The sequence below is a fragment of the Allobosea sp. P1_A7 genome, from assembly GCF_056406775.1.
Map to the genome: position 1 here is coordinate 1 of NZ_JBFTZN010000059.1, position 19192 is coordinate 19192.

The 19192-nt window shown below is 65.3% G+C and carries 17 protein-coding genes and 2 tRNA genes; 9 read left to right on the forward strand and 10 right to left on the reverse strand.

Going from position 1 to position 19192, the window contains the following annotated elements; all coding sequences use genetic code 11:
- Positions 1 to 1701 (forward strand): Pls/PosA family non-ribosomal peptide synthetase (locus AC1D34_RS12725; RefSeq protein ID WP_476824397.1); only part of this gene is annotated, 1701 nt, incomplete at its 5' end.
- Positions 1702 to 1722: 21 nt separating this feature from the next.
- Here AC1D34_RS12725 and AC1D34_RS12730 read toward each other — a convergent pair.
- Positions 1723 to 2514, reverse strand: a complete 792-nt coding sequence (locus AC1D34_RS12730; RefSeq protein WP_441488274.1) for a pseudouridine synthase — start codon at positions 2512 to 2514, stop codon at positions 1723 to 1725.
- A 474-nt stretch (positions 2515 to 2988) separates the two neighbouring features.
- Here AC1D34_RS12730 and aroC point away from each other — a divergent pair, with 474 nt between their 5' ends.
- Entirely contained in the window at positions 2989 to 4107 is a 1119-nt protein-coding gene (gene aroC, locus AC1D34_RS12735) for a chorismate synthase (RefSeq protein WP_069879474.1), read from the forward strand.
- A gap of 69 nt (positions 4108 to 4176) precedes the next feature.
- Positions 4177 to 5454 carry a 3,4-dihydroxy-2-butanone-4-phosphate synthase gene (gene ribB, locus AC1D34_RS12740; RefSeq protein ID WP_441488275.1) on the forward strand — a complete coding sequence of 426 codons (1278 nt, stop codon included), beginning with the start codon at positions 4177 to 4179 and terminating at the stop codon, positions 5452 to 5454.
- A gap of 194 nt (positions 5455 to 5648) precedes the next feature.
- Here the strand turns inward: ribB and AC1D34_RS12745 are convergent, their stop codons facing one another.
- Positions 5649 to 6578 (reverse strand): histone deacetylase family protein, encoded by a 930-nt coding sequence (locus AC1D34_RS12745; RefSeq protein ID WP_476824398.1) that lies wholly within the window; start codon positions 6576 to 6578, stop codon positions 5649 to 5651.
- 244 nt (positions 6579 to 6822) lie between these two features.
- On the opposite strand from AC1D34_RS12745, the gene AC1D34_RS12750 reads away from it, so the two are divergent.
- Positions 6823 to 7419 carry a L,D-transpeptidase gene (locus tag AC1D34_RS12750; protein ID WP_476769612.1) on the forward strand — a complete coding sequence of 199 codons (597 nt, stop codon included), beginning with the start codon at positions 6823 to 6825 and terminating at the stop codon, positions 7417 to 7419.
- 207 nt (positions 7420 to 7626) lie between these two features.
- Here AC1D34_RS12750 and AC1D34_RS12755 read toward each other — a convergent pair whose 3' ends face one another.
- The 5 genes from AC1D34_RS12755 to AC1D34_RS12775 form a co-directional block, all read right to left on the reverse strand.
- Positions 7627 to 8520, reverse strand: a complete 894-nt coding sequence (locus tag AC1D34_RS12755) for a metallophosphoesterase (protein WP_476824399.1) — start codon at positions 8518 to 8520, stop codon at positions 7627 to 7629.
- Positions 8521 to 8939: 419 nt separating this feature from the next.
- A complete protein-coding gene (locus AC1D34_RS12760; protein ID WP_113517787.1) occupies positions 8940 to 10319 on the reverse strand; it encodes an aspartate aminotransferase family protein in 1380 nt (459 codons plus the stop codon).
- A 119-nt stretch (positions 10320 to 10438) separates the two neighbouring features.
- Positions 10439 to 11908 carry an amidase family protein gene (locus AC1D34_RS12765; RefSeq protein WP_476824400.1) on the reverse strand — a complete coding sequence of 490 codons (1470 nt, stop codon included), beginning with the start codon at positions 11906 to 11908 and terminating at the stop codon, positions 10439 to 10441.
- A 52-nt stretch (positions 11909 to 11960) separates the two neighbouring features.
- The gene (locus AC1D34_RS12770; RefSeq protein WP_476824401.1) at positions 11961 to 12812 is read right to left on the reverse strand and encodes a patatin-like phospholipase family protein; all 852 of its coding nucleotides are present in this window, start codon (positions 12810 to 12812) and stop codon (positions 11961 to 11963) included.
- 7 nt (positions 12813 to 12819) lie between these two features.
- Positions 12820 to 13221, reverse strand: a complete 402-nt coding sequence (locus AC1D34_RS12775; protein ID WP_084652251.1) for a MarR family winged helix-turn-helix transcriptional regulator — start codon at positions 13219 to 13221, stop codon at positions 12820 to 12822.
- Between the two features lie 214 nt (positions 13222 to 13435).
- Here AC1D34_RS12775 and AC1D34_RS12780 point away from each other — a divergent pair, with 214 nt between their 5' ends.
- Positions 13436 to 15067, forward strand: a complete 1632-nt coding sequence (locus tag AC1D34_RS12780; protein ID WP_476824402.1) for a long-chain-fatty-acid--CoA ligase — start codon at positions 13436 to 13438, stop codon at positions 15065 to 15067.
- Between the two features lie 45 nt (positions 15068 to 15112).
- Positions 15113 to 15889, forward strand: coding sequence for a DUF1499 domain-containing protein (locus AC1D34_RS12785; RefSeq protein ID WP_476824403.1), 777 nt, complete (start codon positions 15113 to 15115; stop codon positions 15887 to 15889).
- A 48-nt stretch (positions 15890 to 15937) separates the two neighbouring features.
- On the opposite strand, the gene AC1D34_RS12790 is transcribed toward AC1D34_RS12785, so the two are convergent.
- Positions 15938 to 16858 (reverse strand): MBL fold metallo-hydrolase, encoded by a 921-nt coding sequence (locus AC1D34_RS12790; RefSeq protein WP_441488284.1) that lies wholly within the window; start codon positions 16856 to 16858, stop codon positions 15938 to 15940.
- A gap of 158 nt (positions 16859 to 17016) precedes the next feature.
- On the opposite strand from AC1D34_RS12790, the gene AC1D34_RS12795 reads away from it, so the two are divergent.
- Positions 17017 to 17643 (forward strand): biotin transporter BioY, encoded by a 627-nt coding sequence (locus AC1D34_RS12795; protein WP_476824404.1) that lies wholly within the window; start codon positions 17017 to 17019, stop codon positions 17641 to 17643.
- 200 nt (positions 17644 to 17843) lie between these two features.
- Here the strand turns inward: AC1D34_RS12795 and AC1D34_RS12800 are convergent, their stop codons facing one another.
- Both AC1D34_RS12800 and AC1D34_RS12805 read right to left on the reverse strand, forming a co-directional pair.
- Positions 17844 to 17984 (reverse strand): hypothetical protein, encoded by a 141-nt coding sequence (locus AC1D34_RS12800; protein WP_476824405.1) that lies wholly within the window; start codon positions 17982 to 17984, stop codon positions 17844 to 17846.
- Positions 17985 to 18182: 198 nt separating this feature from the next.
- A tRNA-Pro gene (locus AC1D34_RS12805) sits at positions 18183 to 18259 on the reverse strand.
- Between the two features lie 181 nt (positions 18260 to 18440).
- Here AC1D34_RS12805 and AC1D34_RS12810 point away from each other — a divergent pair.
- Together AC1D34_RS12810 and AC1D34_RS12815 are read left to right on the forward strand one after the other, a co-directional pair.
- Positions 18441 to 18515 (forward strand) — tRNA-Gln (locus tag AC1D34_RS12810).
- A gap of 301 nt (positions 18516 to 18816) precedes the next feature.
- Positions 18817 to 19032, forward strand: coding sequence for a DUF1059 domain-containing protein (locus AC1D34_RS12815; RefSeq protein WP_476824406.1), 216 nt, complete (start codon positions 18817 to 18819; stop codon positions 19030 to 19032).
- The last annotated feature ends 160 nt before the right edge of the window (positions 19033 to 19192 follow it).

Sequence of the window (19192 nt, forward strand, 5' to 3'; positions counted from 1 at the left end):
ACCTTCGGCTCGAAGACCACTTTCGCCAATGGCGAAGCCATCGGCGACAAGCTGATCCTGGGCCGGATCAAGATCGGGCGGGACGTGAACGCTGGCGCCTCCGTGGTCTTCGGTCATGGCAGCACCACCGGCGACCATGCCGAGATTGGCGATCTGACGGCGATACCGTCCGGTACGACGGTCGGCGCGGCCGAAATCTGGGACGGCACGCCTGGCCGGAAGATCGGCATGGTCGATCTCGACGCGTTGCCGCCGCAGGCCGAGGCGAGCATGCGCCGTCGCTTCGCGATGACGGTTTTCTACGTGTTCATGCTGATCGTGCTGCCGCCGATCAGCTTGCTGCCGATCTTCCCGGCCTTCTGGCTCTTCGACAGGATCGACGACCAGATCGCGACATGGTCCGATATCAGCTATCTCTGGTATCTGCCGATCCTGACCTGGCCGACGGCGATGGGCCTCATCGCCTTCACCGTGCTGCTGATGGCCGGCCTGCGCTGGGTGATCCTGCCGCGCGTGACCTCGGGCTCGTGGTCGATCCATTCCGGCTTCTATGCCCGCAAATGGACGGTGGCGCTGGCGACCGAGGTGACGCTGGAGACACTCTCCTCGCTGTTCGCGACGATCTATATGCGCTTCTGGTATCGGTTGATGGGCGCCAGCATCGGCAAGGGCGCGGAGATCTCGACCAATCTGTCGGGTCGCTACGATCTGACGGCGATCGGGGCCGGCAACTTCATCGCYGACGAGGTCGTCTTCGGCGACGAGGACATGCGCCGCGGCTATATGCGTCTCGACATGACGAAGACCGGCGATCAGGTCTTCATCGGCAAYGATGCGGTCGTGGCGCCAGGCGCCGTGATCCCCGACCGGGTGCTGATCGGCATCAAGTCGAAGCCGCCTGCCAATGAGAAGATGCAGCCGGGCGATACCTGGTTCGGCTCGCCGCCGATCCGCCTGCCGACGCGGCAGAAGGTCGACCTTGGGGCGGATTGGACCTACAAGCCGTCGCTGGGGAAGAGGCTGGCGCGGGCGGGCTTCGAGGCGCTGCACACCTCATTCCCGGCGATGCTGTTCATCACTTTCGGCACCATCGCGGTCGATCTCGTGCTGCAGCAGAAGATCTTCGATCGCGACTGGGGCGGGCTCGCGCTCAGCTTCATGGGCGTGTCCATCCTGATCGCGGTGACGCAGGCGCTGATCTGCGCCGCGATGAAATGGCTGCTGATGGGCGTCTACAAGCCGGTGATGAAGCCGATGTGGTCGTTCTGGGCGATGCGCACCGAGGCGGTCGCCGTGCTCTATTGGGGATTGGGCGGCAAGGTGCTGTTCGACTATCTGCGCGGCACGCCTTTCCTGCCCTGGTTCCTGATGCTGTTCGGTGCGAAATACGGCAAGGGGGTCTGGCTCGACTCGACCGATATCACCGAGTTCGACTGCATCAGGGTCGGCGACTACTGCACGGTCAACGCGCATTCGGCCCTGCAGACCCACCTCTATGAGGACAGGGTCATGAAGGTCGGCCGCGTGCATCTCGGCAAGGGCGTTTGTGTGGGCGCGGCAGCGACGGTGCTCTACGACACCCATGTCGGCGACTACGCGCAGATCGGCCTGCTGACCGTGATCATGAAGGGCGAGAACCTGCCGGCGAATACGCGCTGGGAGGGGGCGCCCGCGGTGCCGGCCAAGGCGGCGGCGCACTAGGGCCAAAGCTGACCGGCGGTTCTACCCGTCGAGGCGGCCCTCGGCCGAAGGTCGCGGAGCGCCGACGCAGCCATTATCGAGCGGTAGTGCGATCTCGTCAGGCTGCAATGCGCGGACCGCGCCCTTTGGCAGGTCGCCCAGCGGCAAGGCCCCGATGCCGACACGGACCAGGCGCAGCACCCGCGCGCCGGCCGCTTCGACGATGCGCCGGATCTGTCGGTTGCGGCCCTCGTCGATCACCATTTCGATCCAGGCGTTCCTTTGGCCATGGCGCAGGAGCGTCGCCGCCTTGGTCGAGAGCGCCTCGTCGCCGTCGACGGCACCGGCGCGCAGCCGCGCCATCAAGGCGGTGTCGGGCACCGTGTCGATCTGGACATGGTAGGTTTTCTCCACGCCGGAGGCCGGGTCCAGGATGCGCTGCGCCCAGCGCGTGTCGTTGCTCATGAGCAGCAACCCTTCACTCGCCTTGTCGAGCCGCCCGACCGGGGCGACGAACGGTAGCTCCAGTCCGTCCAGGCAGGAATAGACCGTGGCGCGGCCTTCGGGGTCGGTCCGGGTCGTGAGCGCGCCGCGGGGCTTGTTGACCATCAGATAGACACGGCGTTCGGCCGAGACCGTTTCGCCATCGACGATGATGCGGGCACGCGCGAGATCCAGGCGCAGGCTCGGGTTCAGGGCAAGACGCCCATCGACCCGGACGCGCCTGCCGAGAATCAGGCCTTCCGCCTGGGTGCGTGAGCAATAGCCGAGCTTGGAAAGGGCGCGCGCGAGGCTGACGGACCCCGGCGTGCCGGGGCCGGATTGTCTCGACATGGTCTGGGCATTCCGAATGCGAAAGACCGGTCGCCGGCTCCGGGGCCATCATGTCGAGGCGCGGGACGGGCTACCGTGGACAAGCCGCCTTGCGGTGCGAAACCGTCTGCGCGAACCTCGTCCGGGATAGGTTGCTGTGCCAGGTCCGAGACGGCACGCCGTGGCAGGCGTCGTGGCCGACCTGAGGCCACTCCCCCCGAACCCGCTCCTCTTCGGAAGGTTCGGGGCTAGGCGCCCGCGATGATGACACTCCCGGGGCGCCAGGAGCGCGGCTGGGTGACAGGCCTGCGTCTCATCGGGCCTAGAAGCCGCCGGATCGGGCGGCTGTCAAGACTTGCGCTGCCGCGCAGCATTGCCGGGGATGCGGAGCGCGGGACGCGACGCGGCGGGCGTTGGGGCATGGTTTGCGCGCAGCGGGGTTTCGCGCGGGCGCGATCCGGCTTATGAGCCCGGAGCGAAACCCGTCAGGCTGCCATGTCCCATAACACCTTCGGCCATCTCTTCCGCGTCACCACCTTTGGGGAAAGCCACGGGCCGGCGATCGGCTGCGTCGTCGATGGCTGCCCGCCTCTGATCCCGCTGAGCGAAGCCGAAATCCAGCTCGAGCTCGATCGCCGCCGGCCCGGTCAGTCGCGCTTCACCACGCAGCGCCAGGAGCCTGATCAGGTCCGCATCGTCTCCGGTGTCTTTCCCGATGAGGCGAGCGGCCAGCAGGTGACGACGGGAACCTCGATCGGGCTGATGATCGACAATGTCGACCAGCGTTCCAAGGACTACTCGGACATCAAGGACAAGTACCGGCCCGGCCACGCCGACTTCACCTATGACGTGAAATACGGCATTCGCGATTATCGCGGTGGCGGGCGTTCCTCGGCGCGCGAGACGGCCATGCGGGTCGCAGCCGGCGCGATTGCGCGCAAGGTCGTGCCAGGCATGATCGTGCGCGGTGCGCTGGTGCAGATGGGGCCGCACAAGATCGACCGGAACAACTGGGACTGGAACGAGGTCGGCAATAATCCGTTCTTCTGCCCGGATGCCAAGGCGGCGGCCTTCTTCGCCGAATATCTCGATGGCATCCGCAAGTCCGGATCCTCGATCGGCGCGGTGCTGGAGATTGTCGCCGAGGGCGTTCCTGCCGGCCTGGGCGCGCCAATCTACGGGAAGCTCGATGCCGAGCTGGCCTCGGCGCTGATGAGCATCAATGCCGTCAAGGGTGTCGAAATCGGTGAGGGGTTCGCTGCGGCCGAACTCTCGGGCGAAGAGAATGCCGACGAGATGCGGGCCGGCAATGACGGCAAGCCGCTCTTTCTCTCCAACCATGCCGGCGGCATCCTGGGTGGCATCTCGACCGGGCAGCCGATTGTCGCCCGTTTCGCGGTGAAGCCGACATCCTCGATCCTCGCCACGCGCGCGACCGTGACGCGGACCGGCGGGGAAGCGGATATGTTCACCAAGGGGCGCCACGACCCCTGTGTCGGCATCCGGGCCGTGCCGGTCGGGGAGGCAATGGTCGCCTGCGTGCTGGCCGACCAGTTCCTACGTCATCGCGCCCAGGTCGGCGTGGTGGAGCCGCGCTGGCCCTTTGCTCGGTGAATTTCAGTGTTACTGAAATTAATTCCCTGCTTCATTGCAAGTGAAGCGGGGGCGTATTAGCTTGCGGCCATGAAGCTCGAAACTTGGCTCCGGCAGAATGGCATGGCTCGCAGCGCCTTCGCGCGGCAGGTCGGCCTGTCGCCGGCCAGCGTGACGGCGCTCTGCAACGATCAGAGTGCCTGGATCTCGCGCGAAAGTGCCGAGCGCATCGCCGCCGCCACGAACGGTGCCGTCACCCCCAATGATTTTCTGGGCCTGCAAGGGCCACGGGAGGCTGTCATGCAGCAGAACGTCACTCAGGCCATCGAAGCCTTCGCCCGCGGCGAGATCGTCATCGTCACCGATGACGATGACCGCGAGAATGAGGGCGATCTGATCATCGCGGCCTCGCTCTGCACGCCGGAGAAGATGGCCTTCATTATCCGCAATACCTGCGGCATCGTCTGCGCGCCGCTGACGGCTGACGAGGCGCGGCGGCTCCGGCTCGACCCGATGGTCTCGTCAAACGACGCACCGCTCGGCACGGCCTTCACGGTGACGGTCGACGTCAAGCACGGGCTGACCACCGGTATTTCGGCCGAGCAGCGCAACAATACCGTGCGGGCGCTGGCCAATGGCAATATGGGCGCCACGGATTTCGTGCGGCCCGGTCACGTGTTTCCGTTGATCGCCAAGGATGGCGGCGTTCTGATGCGCTCCGGCCATACCGAAGCGGCGGTGGATCTCTGCAAGCTCGCCAATCTGCCGCCGGTCGGCGTGATCTGCGAGCTCGCCAATGATGATGGCACCGTGATGAAGGGCGCGCAGATCACCGCCTTCGCCAAGACGCACGGGCTGCAGCAGATCACGGTCGCCGAGCTGATCGCTTATCGCCAGGCGCGCGAGAAGCTCGTCGAGCGGGTGCATTCCTTCCCGGTCAAGACCGAGTTCGGAGAGATGACCGGCCATGTCTATGTCACGCCCTTCGAAGACACCCAGCATTTTGCCTTCGTCATGGGCAAGGTCGGTGACGGCGAGAAGGTCCCGGCGCGACTGCATCGTGCGAATGTCGTGGCGGATGTGCTCGGCGGCGCGAAGTCGATCCAGTGCGCGCTCCGGCGCTTCCAGCAGGATGGTCGCGGCGTGCTGATCTATCTACGCGACGGTTCCGCTGGCGTGCCGATCAAAAGCGTCGAGGAGGGCTCCGACGCCCAGCGCTCGCAGCAATGGCGCGAGGTTGGCCTCGGCGCCCAGATCCTGCGCGATCTCGGGGTTGCCTCGATCGTCAACCTCGCGTCCTCGCCACGCTCCTTCGTGGGTCTGAGCGGCTTCGGCATCGAAATCGCGGAGACGCAGCCGCTGGAGTGAGCGGCTCCGCCAGCAGCGCGACGAAACGCAGCCCCCGGGGATGCCTGCCCTGCTGTCCGGATTGGGTCGCCGCTGGGCGCCTCGCAAGGGCGGCTAGATCATCGGACCGGACATCGCATCCAGTCCGATGATCTAACCCTTTGTCTTTGCATCGGCTTTCCCGAAAACCGCAATCCACTTTTCGGGCCGATGCTTTAGCCTCGCATCAGTGCCAGGACATGGCTTGCGGTCGATTTCGACAGGGCTTCGAGATCGTAGCCGCCTTCCAGGATCGAGACGAGGCGGCCCTCGGCGCGACGATCGGCGATCGCCATCAGCTTCTGGGTCGCCCAGGCGAAATCGCTCTCGACCAGATTGATATTGGCGAGCGGGTCGCGCCAATGCGCATCGAAGCCGGCCGAGATGATCACGAGGTCGGGCTGGAAGGCGTCGACGCGCGGCAATACCGCGGTCTCGAACGCATCCCGGAAGGTGTCGGAACCATCGCCCGCGCGCAGGGGGGCATTGACGATCGTGCCGTGTTCGCCACGTTCCGAGGCGGCGCCGGTGCCGGGATAGAGCGGCATCTCATGGGTTGAGGCGTAAAGCACGCTCGGGTCGTTCCAGAAGATCTCCTGCGTGCCATTGCCGTGATGCACGTCCCAGTCGATGATCGCGACGCGCTCCGCGCCATACGCCTTCTGGGCGTGGCGGGCGGCGATGGCAGCCTGATTGAAGAAGCAGAAACCCATCGCCTTGACGCTCTCGGCGTGGTGGCCGGGCGGGCGCGTGGCGCAGAAGGCATTCCTGGCCTTGCCCTGCATCACCTCGTCCACGGCGTGGGTGGCAGCGCCGACGCCGCGCAGCGCGGCCTCCAGCGAGCCGGGCGACATCGTGGTGTCGGCTTCGATCTCGACGAGTCCCGTGACCGGCGAGGCGGCGATCAATGCCTCTACGAATTGGCGCGGGTGGCAAAGCGTGACGAGGTCGAGGTCGGCACGCGGCGCCTCGACCCGGGCCAGGTGGGCGAATCGTTCATCTTCGAGCGTTTGCTCGACGACGCGGATGCGGTCCGGGCGCTCGGGATGGCCGGGCGGAGTCAGGTGCCGGAGGCTCGCCGGGTGTGTAATCAGAAGCGTCGTCACTGGTTCTCACCCTCATTGCGGGGCCTGCCGCCGCGCGTCATGTTGCACTGCCGTTGCGCGATTACCACGGTCGCGGCCGAAGTCGACGAAACACGCATCACGGCTGGAACTTCATTGCGCCATGTCAGTTTGCCGCATAGAGCAGCGGCGTAGCTCGACGTCGCCCCAACCCCCGGGGCGGGAATAGAATATTAACTTTTCATTCATCATAAATGGCGCGTTCGCGGCGTCGCTGGTGGTAGGCATGAAACAGACCGTAATCGTTGCCCTGGCGCTGTCGACCCTTCTCGGTGCGTGCCAATACAAGAGCGTGAATGCTCCCGCACTGTCCGAGCGCGATGCAGAATACATCGCGTTGGTGCCGAAATTCGAGCACCAGATCACGCAGTTGCCCTACGAGATCACGGACCCGACCGGTCTGCCGCCCGGCAGCATCAAGGTCGATACGGTCGAGAAGTTTCTCTACTTTGTGCTGCCGAACAAGAAGGCGATTCGCTACGCCGTCGCGACCGGCGACGAGGCCTTCGGCTGGACGGGTGAAGCCACGATGCAGCGCAAGGCCGAGTGGCCGCGCTGGACCCCACCGGCCGAGATGATCAAGCGCTGGCCGCATCTGGCGCCCCGCGCCGGTGGCATGGAGGGCGGCCCGGACAACCCGCTCGGTGCGCGCGCTCTGTATCTCTACCAGAACGGCAAGGACACGCTCTACCGCATCCATGGCACGAACGAGCCCGAGACCATTGGCCGTTCGGCGTCTTCCGGCTGCATCCGGATGCGCAATATCGACGTGATCGACCTCTATAATCGGGTCACGGTCGGCACCAAGGTGGTGGTGGTCTGACGGCCCCCGCCGGTTCTGGTCGGGCCTCGCCCGGCCAGGGTCTGACAGATTTCAGATCGAGCGGAGCAAGATGCTCGGGGCATCCGAGCATGCGGCGGCAGTCGCTAGATCGCCGTGCGTCCGTTCGGACGCAGGAGCGGCGATCTAGCTCTTTGTTTAAGCATCGGATTTTYCSAAAAACCGGATTCCACTTTYCGGTCCGATGCYCTAGCCTAGCTCCACCAGCACAACCTCCGGCGGAATTCCGAACCTGAGCGGCAGTTTGCTGGTGCCGAGGCCGGCAGAAACCACCAGATCGCGCCCGTTCTCGCGGACATGGCCATAGGCGTAGCGATTGCCATAGCGTGACGGCACGATCGGCGACCAGCCGAACAGCCTCACCTGTCCGCCATGGGTATGGCCTGACAAGGTCAGCGCAACCCGCGCCGGCATCCGGGCGAAGGCATCCGGCTCATGCGCCAGCATGATGACGGGCGCGCCATCATCAGCGATCTGGGCGAGGGTGCCGGGCAGGTCGTCGACGCCATTCTTCTGTCCGCGGAACCTCTTCACGAAGGCGATCTGGTCGCCGAGGCCGGCAAGCCAGAGCGGACCTGCAGAGGTCTCCAGGCGCAGCGCCCGATTTTCGAGAACCGTGATCCCGGCCGCTTCGAGCGCAAGGCCCGCTTGTGTCGGCCCGCTGCGGTTCCTTTGTGTCGGTTCGTCCTGCCACCAGTCGTGATTGCCGAGTACGGCGTAGACCCCGCTCGGCGCCTTGAGCGCGGCGAGTGCCATAGCCCATTCGGCATAGGGAGGGTCGGAGGCGCGGCGCGTCCGGCTCGCAACGAAATCCCCGAGCAGCAGGACGAGATCCGGATTCAGCTCATTGGTCATCGCGACGATATCGCGCACACGCGACACCGGCATATGCGGCCCGCCAATGTGCAGATCCGAGATGATTGCGAGTTTGAGGCGGCCTGACTGGGGCCAGCCATTCGGCGTGAAGCGGTAGTGCGTCACCCGCTGATGGGTTGGCTCCCAGGCATAGGCATAGCCGCCAGTGCCGAAGCCGGCCAAAAAAAGACCGGCGAGAGTTTGGAGAGCTCTGCGCCGGTCAATCATGGAGGGTCTCGAAAGTCAGTCTGGCAGTCGTCAAGTCAATCGTCAAAACCGTTGCGGAGAACGGCCGGCACAAGATGAGCCGGTTTCCTCTCTGCCGTCCTGTCCGACGCAGGCGAGGCACGTCTCGTTCCCGCGGCGATTGCGCGAAATGCGATCGGGCGGAAGTGCGATGCGTAGGCCTCTCTGGCCGAGGCATCATGGAAGCTCGCGCTGCGTTGCGTCGTCTGACGCTTGTTGGCGGAAGGCATCGGTCCTGACTTTACTTGTTGCACGGTGCCGGCGGTTCCTGGCCGTCGACACAGGGAAGGTGACGTCCGATCGGGACGACGAAGCGGCGTGATCGTGATTTCTTCGTGGCTTTTCGGCCTCGATCGCAATCATGTCGCCGCTTCGGTTAATCTCCCCTTAAGCATCCCGGCTCAGGCGGCGAGCAAGCCTTCGGCCTTGACCCAGGCAAGCGTCTTGTTCAGGGCCCGCTCGTAGCGGTCGAACATCTCCTCGATCTCGGCCTCGGTGATCACGAGCGGCGGGCAGAAGGCGACACGGTCGCCCATGGCGCGGGTGATCAGGCCTTCTTCCTGCGCGAAGAAGACCGATTTCGGGCCGACGCCCTTCTTGGTCTCGAACGGGGCCTTGGTCACCTTGTCTTTGACGATCTCGACGCCACCGATCAGGCCGACGCCGCGCGCTTCGCCGACCAGCGGATGCTCGGCAAGCTTCTCCAGCCGCCGCAGGAAGGTCGGGGAGACCTTGCGGGTGTGCTCGACGATCTTGTCGCGCTGGTAGATCTCCAGCGTCTTGACCGCGATCGCGCAACCGACGGGATGGCCGGCATAGGTGTTGCCGTGGCCGAAGGTGCCGATCTTGCGGCTCTGGTCGACGAGGACCTCGTAGACCTTGTCGTTCATCAACACGGCGCTGAGCGGGAAATAGGCCGAGGTGATCTGCTTGGCGAGCGAGATCGTGTCGACGTTCATGCCATAGGTCGTGGTGCCGAACATGTTGCCGGTGCGGCCGAAGCCGGTGATGACCTCATCCGAGATGAACAGGATGTCGTATTTGGCGAGAACGGCGTTGATCTTCTCGAAATAGCCATCCGGCGGGGTGATCGCGCCGCCGGCGCCCATTACCGGCTCGGCAATGAAGGCGGCGACCGTGTCCGGCCCTTCGCGCAGGATCATCTCCTCCAGTTCGGCGGCGAGGCGCGAGGAGTAATCCTGCTCGCTCTCGCCTGGCTCGGCGAAGCGATAATGATGCGGGCAGGAGGTGTGCAGGATGCCCGGCAGCGGCAGGTCGAAATCGATATGATTGTTGGGCAGGCCGGTGAGCGAGGCCGAGGCCACGGTGACGCCGTGATAGCCCTTCAGCCGCGAGATGATCTTCTTCTTCTGCGGCCGGCCAAGGGCATTGTTCATGTACCAGACGATCTTCACCTGGGTGTCGTTGGCGTCGGAGCCGGAGGCGCCGTAGAACACCTTCGAGATCGGTACCGGGGCGATCTCCTTCAGCTTCTCCGCCAGCTCGATCGCCGGATCATGGCTGCGCCCGCCAAAAATATGCGTGAAGGGCAGCTTCTTCATCTGCTCCGTCGCCGTGTCGATCAGCTCCTGGTTGGAGTAGCCGAGCGCGGTGCACCAGAGCCCGGCCATGCCCTCGATGTATTCCTTGCCGGCGCTGTCATAGACGAAGACGCCCTTGCCGCTTTCCAGCACCAGCGGGCCGGTCTCGCGATGCGTCGCCAGGTTCGTGTATGGGTGGACCAGGGTCTCGATGTCGCGGACGGCGAGGTTGGATAGCATGGCGCAAGCTCCAGGTTTTTATGCGGCCTTTATGCGAGCATAGACCGGGATCAGCGCAAGCACTGAGCGATTTTCACGCAGATCGACGCAGACTCTGGCGCGTATCGGGCCGCGCCGGCTCAGGAGAGCGCGSCCGGGACGGGTGGAGCGCGATATCCTGCGCCCGCTCTTGCCAGCATGCCGCCGACAGCGACTGCCGTCAGGTCTTCGCCGGCCGCCGCAATGATCTGCACACCGAGGGGCAGACCAGCGTCCGACTGCGAGATCGGCGCAACCAGCGCAGGCAGGTCTGCGCCAGTCGCGAGCGAGGCCCAGAGCAGGAAATCGAGATAGGGGCGAGGCTCGCCGTTCACGACAAGGCGCCTCGCGTGAATATCCGGCGTGTGGTCATGCGGGATCGCGGCAACGGGGGCAGGTGGGCAGAGCACGACGTCATAGGACTGGAAGAAGCGGGCCCATTGTCGTTTCAGAGCCATGCGCCGCTGCGAGATCTGCTGGTAGAGCCCCGGCGTCATGCGCGCGCCGCGCGCTTGCAGCGATTGATGCGAGAGATCGTTGGTGCTGAAGCGCGATGCCATGGCCTGGATACGCGCCCTGACCTTGGGCGGCAGACCATAGGCGACGACGGCATGGTTGAGCAGCGCATAGACCTCGAAGGCTTCGGAGAAGCGGATCGCCGGGCGCGCCGTCTCGTCGATGATTGCGCCCTGCGCGGCAAGCAGATCCGCGGCCCGGCGCACGGCTGCGCCGACCTCCCGGTCGGTCGGAGCGAAAGCATCGTCGGCCCAGAGTGCGACACGCAGGCCGCGGGGCTCTTCCAGCCTAGGAGCGGTGAGTGTGGCGCCCGCGACTCGGGAATCGCGCGGGCCGGCCAGCACCGGAAGGATGAGCGCAAGATCCTCGGGCGCGCGCGTGATCGGTCCGGCGACCAGGAGGTCGGCATTACGCGGTGTGCGGCGCTCGGGCGGCGGCGGCAGGTGGCCCCAGGTCGAGATCAACCCCCAGCTCGTCTTCAGGCCGTAGACGCCGCAGGCATGGGCCGGCCAGCGCGTCGAGCCACCGAGATCGGAGCCGAGCTCGAAAGCAGACATGCCGGTCGCGACCGCGGTTGCCGCTCCGCCGGACGAGCCGCCGGGCGAGAAGGCCGCATTCCAAGGGTTGTTGGTGACGCCGTGAATGGGGTTGTAGCTCTGGAAATCGCCTGAGAAGACCGGGACGTTGCTCTTGCCCAGAATGACGGCGCCGGCAGCGCGCAGGCGAGCGACCGGGGCGGCATCATCCGCAGGAATGCGGTCCTTGTAGGCGGGTAGCCCGCCGGAGGAGGGCAGGCCGGCAACGTCGAACGCGTCCTTGATCGTGATCGGCAGCCCTTCAAGCGGGCGGGCGCTGCCATCGGCGAGGCGCTTGTCCGATTCTGCCGCCATGGCGCGCGCGGCCTCGCGGTCCTGGGCAATGATGGCGTTGAGCGATGGGTTCAGCGAGTCGATGCGGGCGAAGCTGGCCTCGAGCAGGTCGCTTGCGCTGAAGCGGCGCGCGAGCAGGGCTTCGCGGAGGTCGGTCGCGGAGGCGGTCAGATCGATCGCAGGCATCGGTACGTCCGGTCGGTTGGCAAGAACCAGTTCGCAGGAACCAGCCTCATGCCTAGCCGGTTCGCGCTTCGACTTCMATCCGCCGAAGGAAGCTCTCGCCGTCACTGATGCCGAGTTCGTAGGCGAAGCGGATCCCCTCCCAGTCGCGGATCGTGAATTGCGAGACCGGAATGGTCCGGGACGGGCGCGCATAGGTCCGGCCCGGCACCTGCGGCACCGCGGAGAAGGGGCGCGTCAGCAGGACCAGCGTCCGTTCGCCGGCCTGTTCCAGATCGGCGAGCGCCCAGGCGGGGGCGCTGTCGACCAGCCCGCCGTCGAGCGCAGCGCGCTGCCCGACGAGCCCGGCCGGCATGAAGGGAGGCACTGCAGCGCTCGCCATCAGGGCCGCGACCAGTTGCTCTGCGGTTGCGCAGTCGGCGAGCCGGACAAGATCGGGCACGAAACCGAGGCGGCGCCCGGCGGTGGGATGGACCGGCCGGCGAAGGCGCTTTTCGAGCTGATAGGCGCCGATCCCCAGCATCGCGGCGATCGGCAGGGGCCAGAAGCGTGGCGGGCGCGAGATCGCGATGCGGAAATCGCTCATCAGCCGCAGGGTTGAGAGGGCCTCGGGCGTGAAGAGCTGAGTGAGGAGGCTCTGATAGAGCTCGCCGACCGGGAAGAGCCGCCCACCCCGGCGAAAGGCCGCCCAATCCATTTCGGATGTTCGGTCGATACAGGCTTGCCTGACCTGCTCGCGTACGGTCGGGCCGAGACCGAGTGCCGTATAGAGCATCGCGAAGGCGCCGGCGCTGACACCGACGACCCGGCGCGGCGACAACGCGAGGCGTGGCGCCACGGTTTCATGGAAGCCACCCTGCCAGTAGCAGCGATTGCCGCCGCCAGCGAAGGCGAGCCCGGCGAACATAAAGGCGCTATTCGGCGTCCGCGGCGCGAGCGAGGTCGCGCCAGGCCAGGACGAGCCGGTCGAGATCTGCGAGATCGCCGGCCGGCAGCTTGCCGAGCGTGGTCGCGACATAGCTGCGTTGCGCCGCGATGCCGGCTTCCGCCAGCCTGCGCCCCTCGGGCGTCAGATGCATCGCATAGGAACGCCGGTCGCCCGCGATGGCGCGGCGCTCGACGAGGCCGGCCTGCACCAGGCGATCGACGAGCCCGGAGACGTTGCCCTTGGTGACGTAGAGCCGCTCGGCCAGCTCGCTTTGGCTGATGCCTTCGCGCTCGGTCAGCGTGGAGAGCAGATCGAATTGAGGGATCGAGAGCCCGAGCGTACGGATGCGCGCCGTCATCTGGCCGAGCATGCGCTGGTGCAACCGCATGAAGCGGAACCAGACGCGGTCTGGATCGGTGCGTAGGGCGTCGGGCGCTGACACGGTTCCAACTCTCAGGGTCTATCAGTTCTGCCCTAAACTATCGCGTGGCTCCAGGCGAGCCCTTCATTCCCGCTCCGGCTCAACTCCTGCTTCCCTGCCGGGGAGCAGCCTGTCTATGCTGTTCCCAACAACAGCAAGAATGATCGTGGGGAGAGACGCTATGCTTGGCCTGATGCAGGACTGGCCCCTGCTGCTGCACCGGATCATCGACCATGCCGCCGTCCAGCACGGCACCCGCGAGGTCGTGAGCCGCGCGGTGGAAGACGGCTCGCTGCGGCGCACGACCTATGCTGATATCCGCCGCCGCGCCCTGCGCGTGGCCAGGCGCCTCGAGCGGRAAGGGATGCGGCTCGGCGACCGGGTCGCGACGCTGGCGTGGAATACCGACCGGCATCTCGAACTCTGGTACGGGATCAGCGGGATCGGCGCGATCACGCATACGGTCAATCCGCGGCTGTTCCCGGAGCAGATCGCCTGGATCATCAACCATGCCGAGGACAGGATGCTGTTCCTCGACCTGACCTTCGTGCCGCTGATCGAGCAGATCCAGGACAGGCTGCCGAGCATCGAGCGCTACATCTTGCTGACCGATGCGGCACATATGCCGCAAACCAGCCTGAAGGGAGCAGCCGCCTTCGAGGAGTGGCTCACTGAAGCCGATGATGATTTCGCCTGGAAGCAGTTCGACGAGAACACCGCCGCCGGGCTCTGCTACACCTCCGGCACCACCGGCGGTCCGAAGGGGGTGCTCTATTCGCACCGCTCGAACGTGCTGCATGCCATGGCCTGCTCGGCGCCGGATTATATCGGGTTGTCCTCGCGCGACAGCGTGCTGCCGGTCGTGCCGCTCTTCCATGCCAATAGCTGGTCGCTGGCCTATTCCGCGCCGATGACCGGAGCCAAGCTGGTCATGCCGGGTGCGAAGCTCGACGGTGCATCGCTGCTCGAATTGCTGGAAAGCGAGGGCGTGACCTGCACCGCTGCGGTGCCGACGGTCTGGCTTGGCCTGCTGCAGCATCTGGAAGCGACCAACGCCCGCCTCTCGACGCTGAAACGTGTGGTGATCGGTGGCTCAGCCTGTCCGCGGGCGATGACGGAGGCATTCGAGCGCAAATATGGCGTCACGGTCGCACATGCCTGGGGTATGACCGAAATGAGCCCGATCGGCTCGTTCTGCTCGATCAAGCCGGTCTATGGGCATCTGCAGGGCGATGCGCTCTACGATCTCAAGGTCAAGCAGGGGCATCCGCCCTTTACCGTCGAATTCCGCATCACCGACGATGCCGGCCAGGACCTGCCTTGGGATGGCAAGACCTTCGGGCGCCTGAAGGTGCGCGGACCATCCGTCGCCGGCGCTTATTTCAGGCGTGAGGATGAAGCGATCCTCGACGAGCACGGTTTCTTCGATACGGGCGATGTCGGGACACTGGATGCGGCGGGATATCTCCAGATCACCGACCGCTCCAAGGATGTGATCAAGTCSGGCGGCGARTGGATATCGTCCATCGATCTCGAAAATCTCGCGGTCGGCCATCCCGATGTGGCGGAGGCCGCGGTGATTGGCGTCGCCCATTCCAAATGGGACGAGAGGCCGCTGCTGGTCATCGTCCCAAAACCCGGCCGTTCACCGAGCCGCGACGAGATGCTGGCCTATATGACCGGCAAGATCGCAAAATGGTGGCTGCCGGACGATGTCGTCCTGGTCGAGGCGATACCGCATACCGCTACGGGCAAGATCCAGAAGACCGCGCTGCGCGAGCAGTTCAAGGACTATCGCCTGCCGACAGGCTGAGCCGCGAGGCTTGCCTTCGGTGCCAGACCCCGCCACGTAATCATCATGCATCGTCGCATCGTCTTCGAGGAACCTGTCTCGCGCGCCGCACGCTGGAGCCGGCGGCTGGCCTGGTTTTCCGTCGCGGTGCTGCTGCTGGCCATTCTCGTCGCCCGGCTCGGCGAGCCTTCGGCACAGGGGCTCGCGCCGATCGCCGGTGCCTATGGCTTCGTTCTGCTGGCGTTGCTGCTGGCCGTGCTCGCCTTCATGCGGATCTGGCAGGTGGGGCATCGTGGGGTCGGCATGGCGGCGCAGGCCTTCGTGCTTGCGCTCATCATGCTTGCCCCACTGCTCTATGGTGGCTTCAAATGGCTGACGCTGCCGCGATTGRGCGATATATCGACCGATATCGATGATCCCCCGATCTTCAGCCGCTCGCAGGCCGCCTTGACCGCACGCCACGGCCTGGTGCCGCCCGACGTACCGGCTGGAGAGCGGCGCATCCAGCGCCAAGCCTATCCGAAGACGCTGCCGATCGTGCTGGAGGTCCCGGCCGAAACGGCGTTCACGATCGCGCGCCGGGCCGCCACTGCACTGGGCTGGCAGGTGCTCGAAGCGTCGCGCCCCGGCGGACGCAGCGGGGCAGGGCGGATCGAGGCGGTGGCGCGCACCCGAATCCTGCGCCTTGCCGAGGACATCACGATCCGTGTGCGACCGCGTGCCGACGGCAGCCGCATCGACATCCGCTCGGCTTCGCGGATCGGAAGCCACGATCTCGGCGCAAATGCTGCCCGCATCGCCGCCTTTGCTGCCGAGGTCGAGCTGCTGGTCGAGGCACGGTAGGTCATGTGCGACGGCGTGATGCGATCCGAAGAAATCGACGCCGCTGCATCAGGTCCGGGCCAGTTTGTATCGGCTCGCCAGCATCGGCAGTGCCTCGTCGCAGATGACAGTGCCGTTGAGGACCAGATCCTCGAGTTGGGCGAGGATCGAGAGCGAGGCCGCGCCATGCAATGCGACCGGCAAGCCCTGATAGATGGGCGGCACCATCTCTGCGATGCGCTCGTCGCCAGCCCTGAGGCGGTTGAGGATCGCGGCTTCGCGCAGCCGGCGGTGCTGCACGAGCGCGCGCAGGAAGCGCTGCGGTTCGTTCACCGGCCCGCCATGGCCAGGCCAGTAGATGGCGTGCTCCATCGCGCGCAGTTTTTCGATCGAAGCCATGTAGGACGCCATCGAGCCGTCGGGCGGGGCAACGATGCTCGTCGACCAGGCCATGACATGGTCGCCTGAAAACAGGCTTGTCTCTTCCGCGAGCGCGAAGGCGAGGTGATTGGCGGTGTGCCCCGGCGTTTCGACGGCCGAGAGCGTCCAGCCGGGGCCCGTGACCGTGTCACGGTCATGCATCGGCAGATCGGGGGCATAATCGCGGTCGGCCGCGGCATCGAGCGGATTGATCTCGCCAAGCGCCAGTTCGCGCGTCGCGCGATGCGGCAGGCAGCCGGCGACGATGGCGCCTGTCGCCGCTTGCAGTGCCGGCACGGCAGGCGAATGATCGCGATGGGTGTGTGTGACAAGGATATGGCTGACGCTCTCGCCAGCGAGTGCGGCAAGGACGCGCGCGACATGAGCCGGGTCGTCGGGGCCAGGATCGAGCACCGCCACAGTGCCCCGGCCGATGATATAGGTGCAGGTGCCGGTAAAGGTCATCGGCCCGCCATTTCCGGCGATGATGCGCCGGACGAGCGGCGACAGTTCAACCACCTCGCCGGAGGGAGCCGTGGCGCTCCGATCGAATTCGATGTCTTCGCTCATGCGGGTTCCGTCGCCTGGTCCAGTCGCGTCACGGGGGCAGGTTGCGCCCCGGCCTTGCCGCTTCGCGCACCGCCGCGCGCCTTGTAGGGCATTGCAGCATTTTCTATAGACGGAAAACCGGCTGCGCAGCGCGGCCCTCGAAAAATGGATGAGAGCGCATGGCCGATCTGCTTCCCCTTTCCGCTCCGACCCTGGTCAACGCGATCCTTCCCCAGGTCTCCGGACGTCGCGCCGCGCTGGCGCGCAATGTCGCCCTTGCCGTGGCCGGCAGCCTGCTGCTCGTCCTCGCGGCCAAGATCAAGGTGCCGTTCTGGCCGGTGCCGATGACCCTGCAGACGCTGGCGGTGCTCGGCCTGGGGGCCGCCTATGGGTCGCGCCTCGGCGCTGCGACTGTCGCACTCTCTATTGCCTATGGCCTTGCCGGGCTGCCGGTCTTCACCAACACGCCGCCGGTTGCAGCCGGGCTGCTCTATCTTGCCGGTCCGACCGGCGGGTTCCTCGTCGGCTTCGTGCTTGCGGCGGCTGTCGCTGGCTGGGCGGCCGAGCGTGGCGCCTCGGTGTTCCGCCTGATCGCGGGATTCATTACCGCGGAAGCGCTGATTCTTGGCCTCGGCGGCCTGTGGCTCGCGCTCGGCGCGCAGATGGCGAGCGGTGCCACGGGTATCGGCTTCGCCAAGGCCTTCGCTTTCGGCGTGCAGCCCTTCCTGCTCGGCGATGCACTCAAGATGGGGCTGGCTGCGAGCCTTGTCGGGGCAAGCTGGTCCTTCCTGCGCCGCCGTGGCTGAGATCCGCAGCAGCGGTAGAGACGAACGAGCCGGGGCTTGCCCCGGCTTTTTCTTTGACGCCAGCCGGGAAGGCGTCGGCCCGAAAAGTGGATTGCGGTTTTCGGCAAGGCCGATGCAGCCGCACAAGGTGAAAGCATCGGGCCGCATACAAGATCCGGCCCGATAGTCCACCGATTCGCGTCAGGCAGACGGGCCCGCGCTCAGCCTTGCGGATTATTGCCGGAGCAGGTCTTCACGGGTTGGCCGAAGATATCGAGCTTCATCAGCTCCCCGCATTTGTCGCAGCCGGAAAGCAGCACGGCGAGGCTCATGATTCCGATGATTCGGGAAAAGCGCGTCATACAGTGAGCCCCATTGTCCTTGGGCGAGACTACAGGAGCGGCGCGCACGACACCATCGCTGTACCGGGAGAAGTCGTGGATGCGTTAATTGGGCCAAAACAGGCCCACCTGAGGATCAAGCCACGCTGAAACTGTCCGGGCAACAAAAAAGCCCCGAAGGGCCTGATTTGTAACTACTTGAAATATCTCGGGAAACTTTGGTCGGAGTGGCAGGATTTGAACCTGCGACCCCCACGTCCCGAACGTGGTGCGCTACCAGACTGCGCTACACTCCGATCAACTGGTGGCCGGCTTATAGCCAGCGTCGCGCCGCAGCGCAACAGGGCTAAGCACCTCTTGTGTGGATTTCTCCAGAGCCTCGCCGAAGGATCTGTTGCGTCGGATGCAGCCACCTGTGAGAAGCGCTTGTCGACGGTTGCACAGAGGCGCGACGCACACTAGAACGCAGCAGCGCGTTGGGGCGTCGCCAAGTGGTAAGGCAGCGGTTTTTGGTACCGCCATTCCCAGGTTCGAATCCTGGCGCCCCAGCCATTATCATAAAATATTGATTTTAAACGATTTTCCAAGATTTCTGTAACCGTTGTCCATAGCAGTCGGACGTGACGCCCTTGACTGCTAGCCTGAAGTGGCGAACGGGTTGGTAGGATCGAGACCCACAGGGGCGAACGACATTCTCCCGCATCAGCAGGCTTCGATTATCTCAGCTACATCCGATCGTCGGGCGCCGGATCTTTTTGCCAGGCCCCCGGGCGTAAGCGTACTGTAGGTGAAGTAGGGGGCTTCCATTCGACGTGATGGAAGGTTGCTTGATCTCCCAATCGGGGAGGACGTTATGGGACGCAAGTTCATCGACTGCCGTGAATTCCCGAGCGAGATGAATTGCTCAGTCACGATCAYCGCCGACAATGAGAGCGAACTGGTGGAGGCCTCGGTGCAGCACGCCGTTGCCGTGCATGGGCATCAAGATACGCCTGAACTGCGGAACCAAATCAAAGCCGCCATCAAAGATGGCATGCCGTCTGAGAAGGCACCAAGTCGCGCCGCCTGATCGAACACGTGGTGCCGCCATTCTCTGATCCAACAACTGGCCTGCTGCCGGTTTTGTGCACGGTCTCAAGCACGTCTGTAACGAGCGGCGCCGTGTCATCTCATCGACCAGACGAGAGAGGCTGGGCCGTGTCGGGGCGATAGTCGGCGCATGTGTTGGG

Bases quoted from the DNA above. Each gene is read 5' to 3' on its own strand.
- AC1D34_RS12800 (WP_476824405.1), bottom strand. From the start codon at position 17,984: ATGACGCGCTTTTCCCGAATCATCGGAATCATGAGCCTCGCCGTGCTG.
- AC1D34_RS12730 (WP_441488274.1), bottom strand. From the start codon at position 2,514: ATGTCGAGACAATCCGGCCCCGGCACGCCGGGGTCCGTCAGCCTCGCG.
- AC1D34_RS12755 (WP_476824399.1), bottom strand. From the start codon at position 8,520: ATGATTGACCGGCGCAGAGCTCTCCAAACTCTCGCCGGTCTTTTTTTG.
- AC1D34_RS12775 (WP_084652251.1), bottom strand. From the start codon at position 13,221: ATGCGGTTGCACCAGCGCATGCTCGGCCAGATGACGGCGCGCATCCGT.
- AC1D34_RS12795 (WP_476824404.1), top strand. From the start codon at position 17,017: ATGGCCGATCTGCTTCCCCTTTCCGCTCCGACCCTGGTCAACGCGATC.
- AC1D34_RS12760 (WP_113517787.1), bottom strand. From the start codon at position 10,319: ATGCTATCCAACCTCGCCGTCCGCGACATCGAGACCCTGGTCCACCCA.
- ribB (WP_441488275.1), top strand. From the start codon at position 4,177: ATGAAGCTCGAAACTTGGCTCCGGCAGAATGGCATGGCTCGCAGCGCC.
- aroC (WP_069879474.1), top strand. From the start codon at position 2,989: ATGTCCCATAACACCTTCGGCCATCTCTTCCGCGTCACCACCTTTGGG.
- AC1D34_RS12790 (WP_441488284.1), bottom strand. From the start codon at position 16,858: ATGAGCGAAGACATCGAATTCGATCGGAGCGCCACGGCTCCCTCCGGC.
- AC1D34_RS12750 (WP_476769612.1), top strand. From the start codon at position 6,823: ATGAAACAGACCGTAATCGTTGCCCTGGCGCTGTCGACCCTTCTCGGT.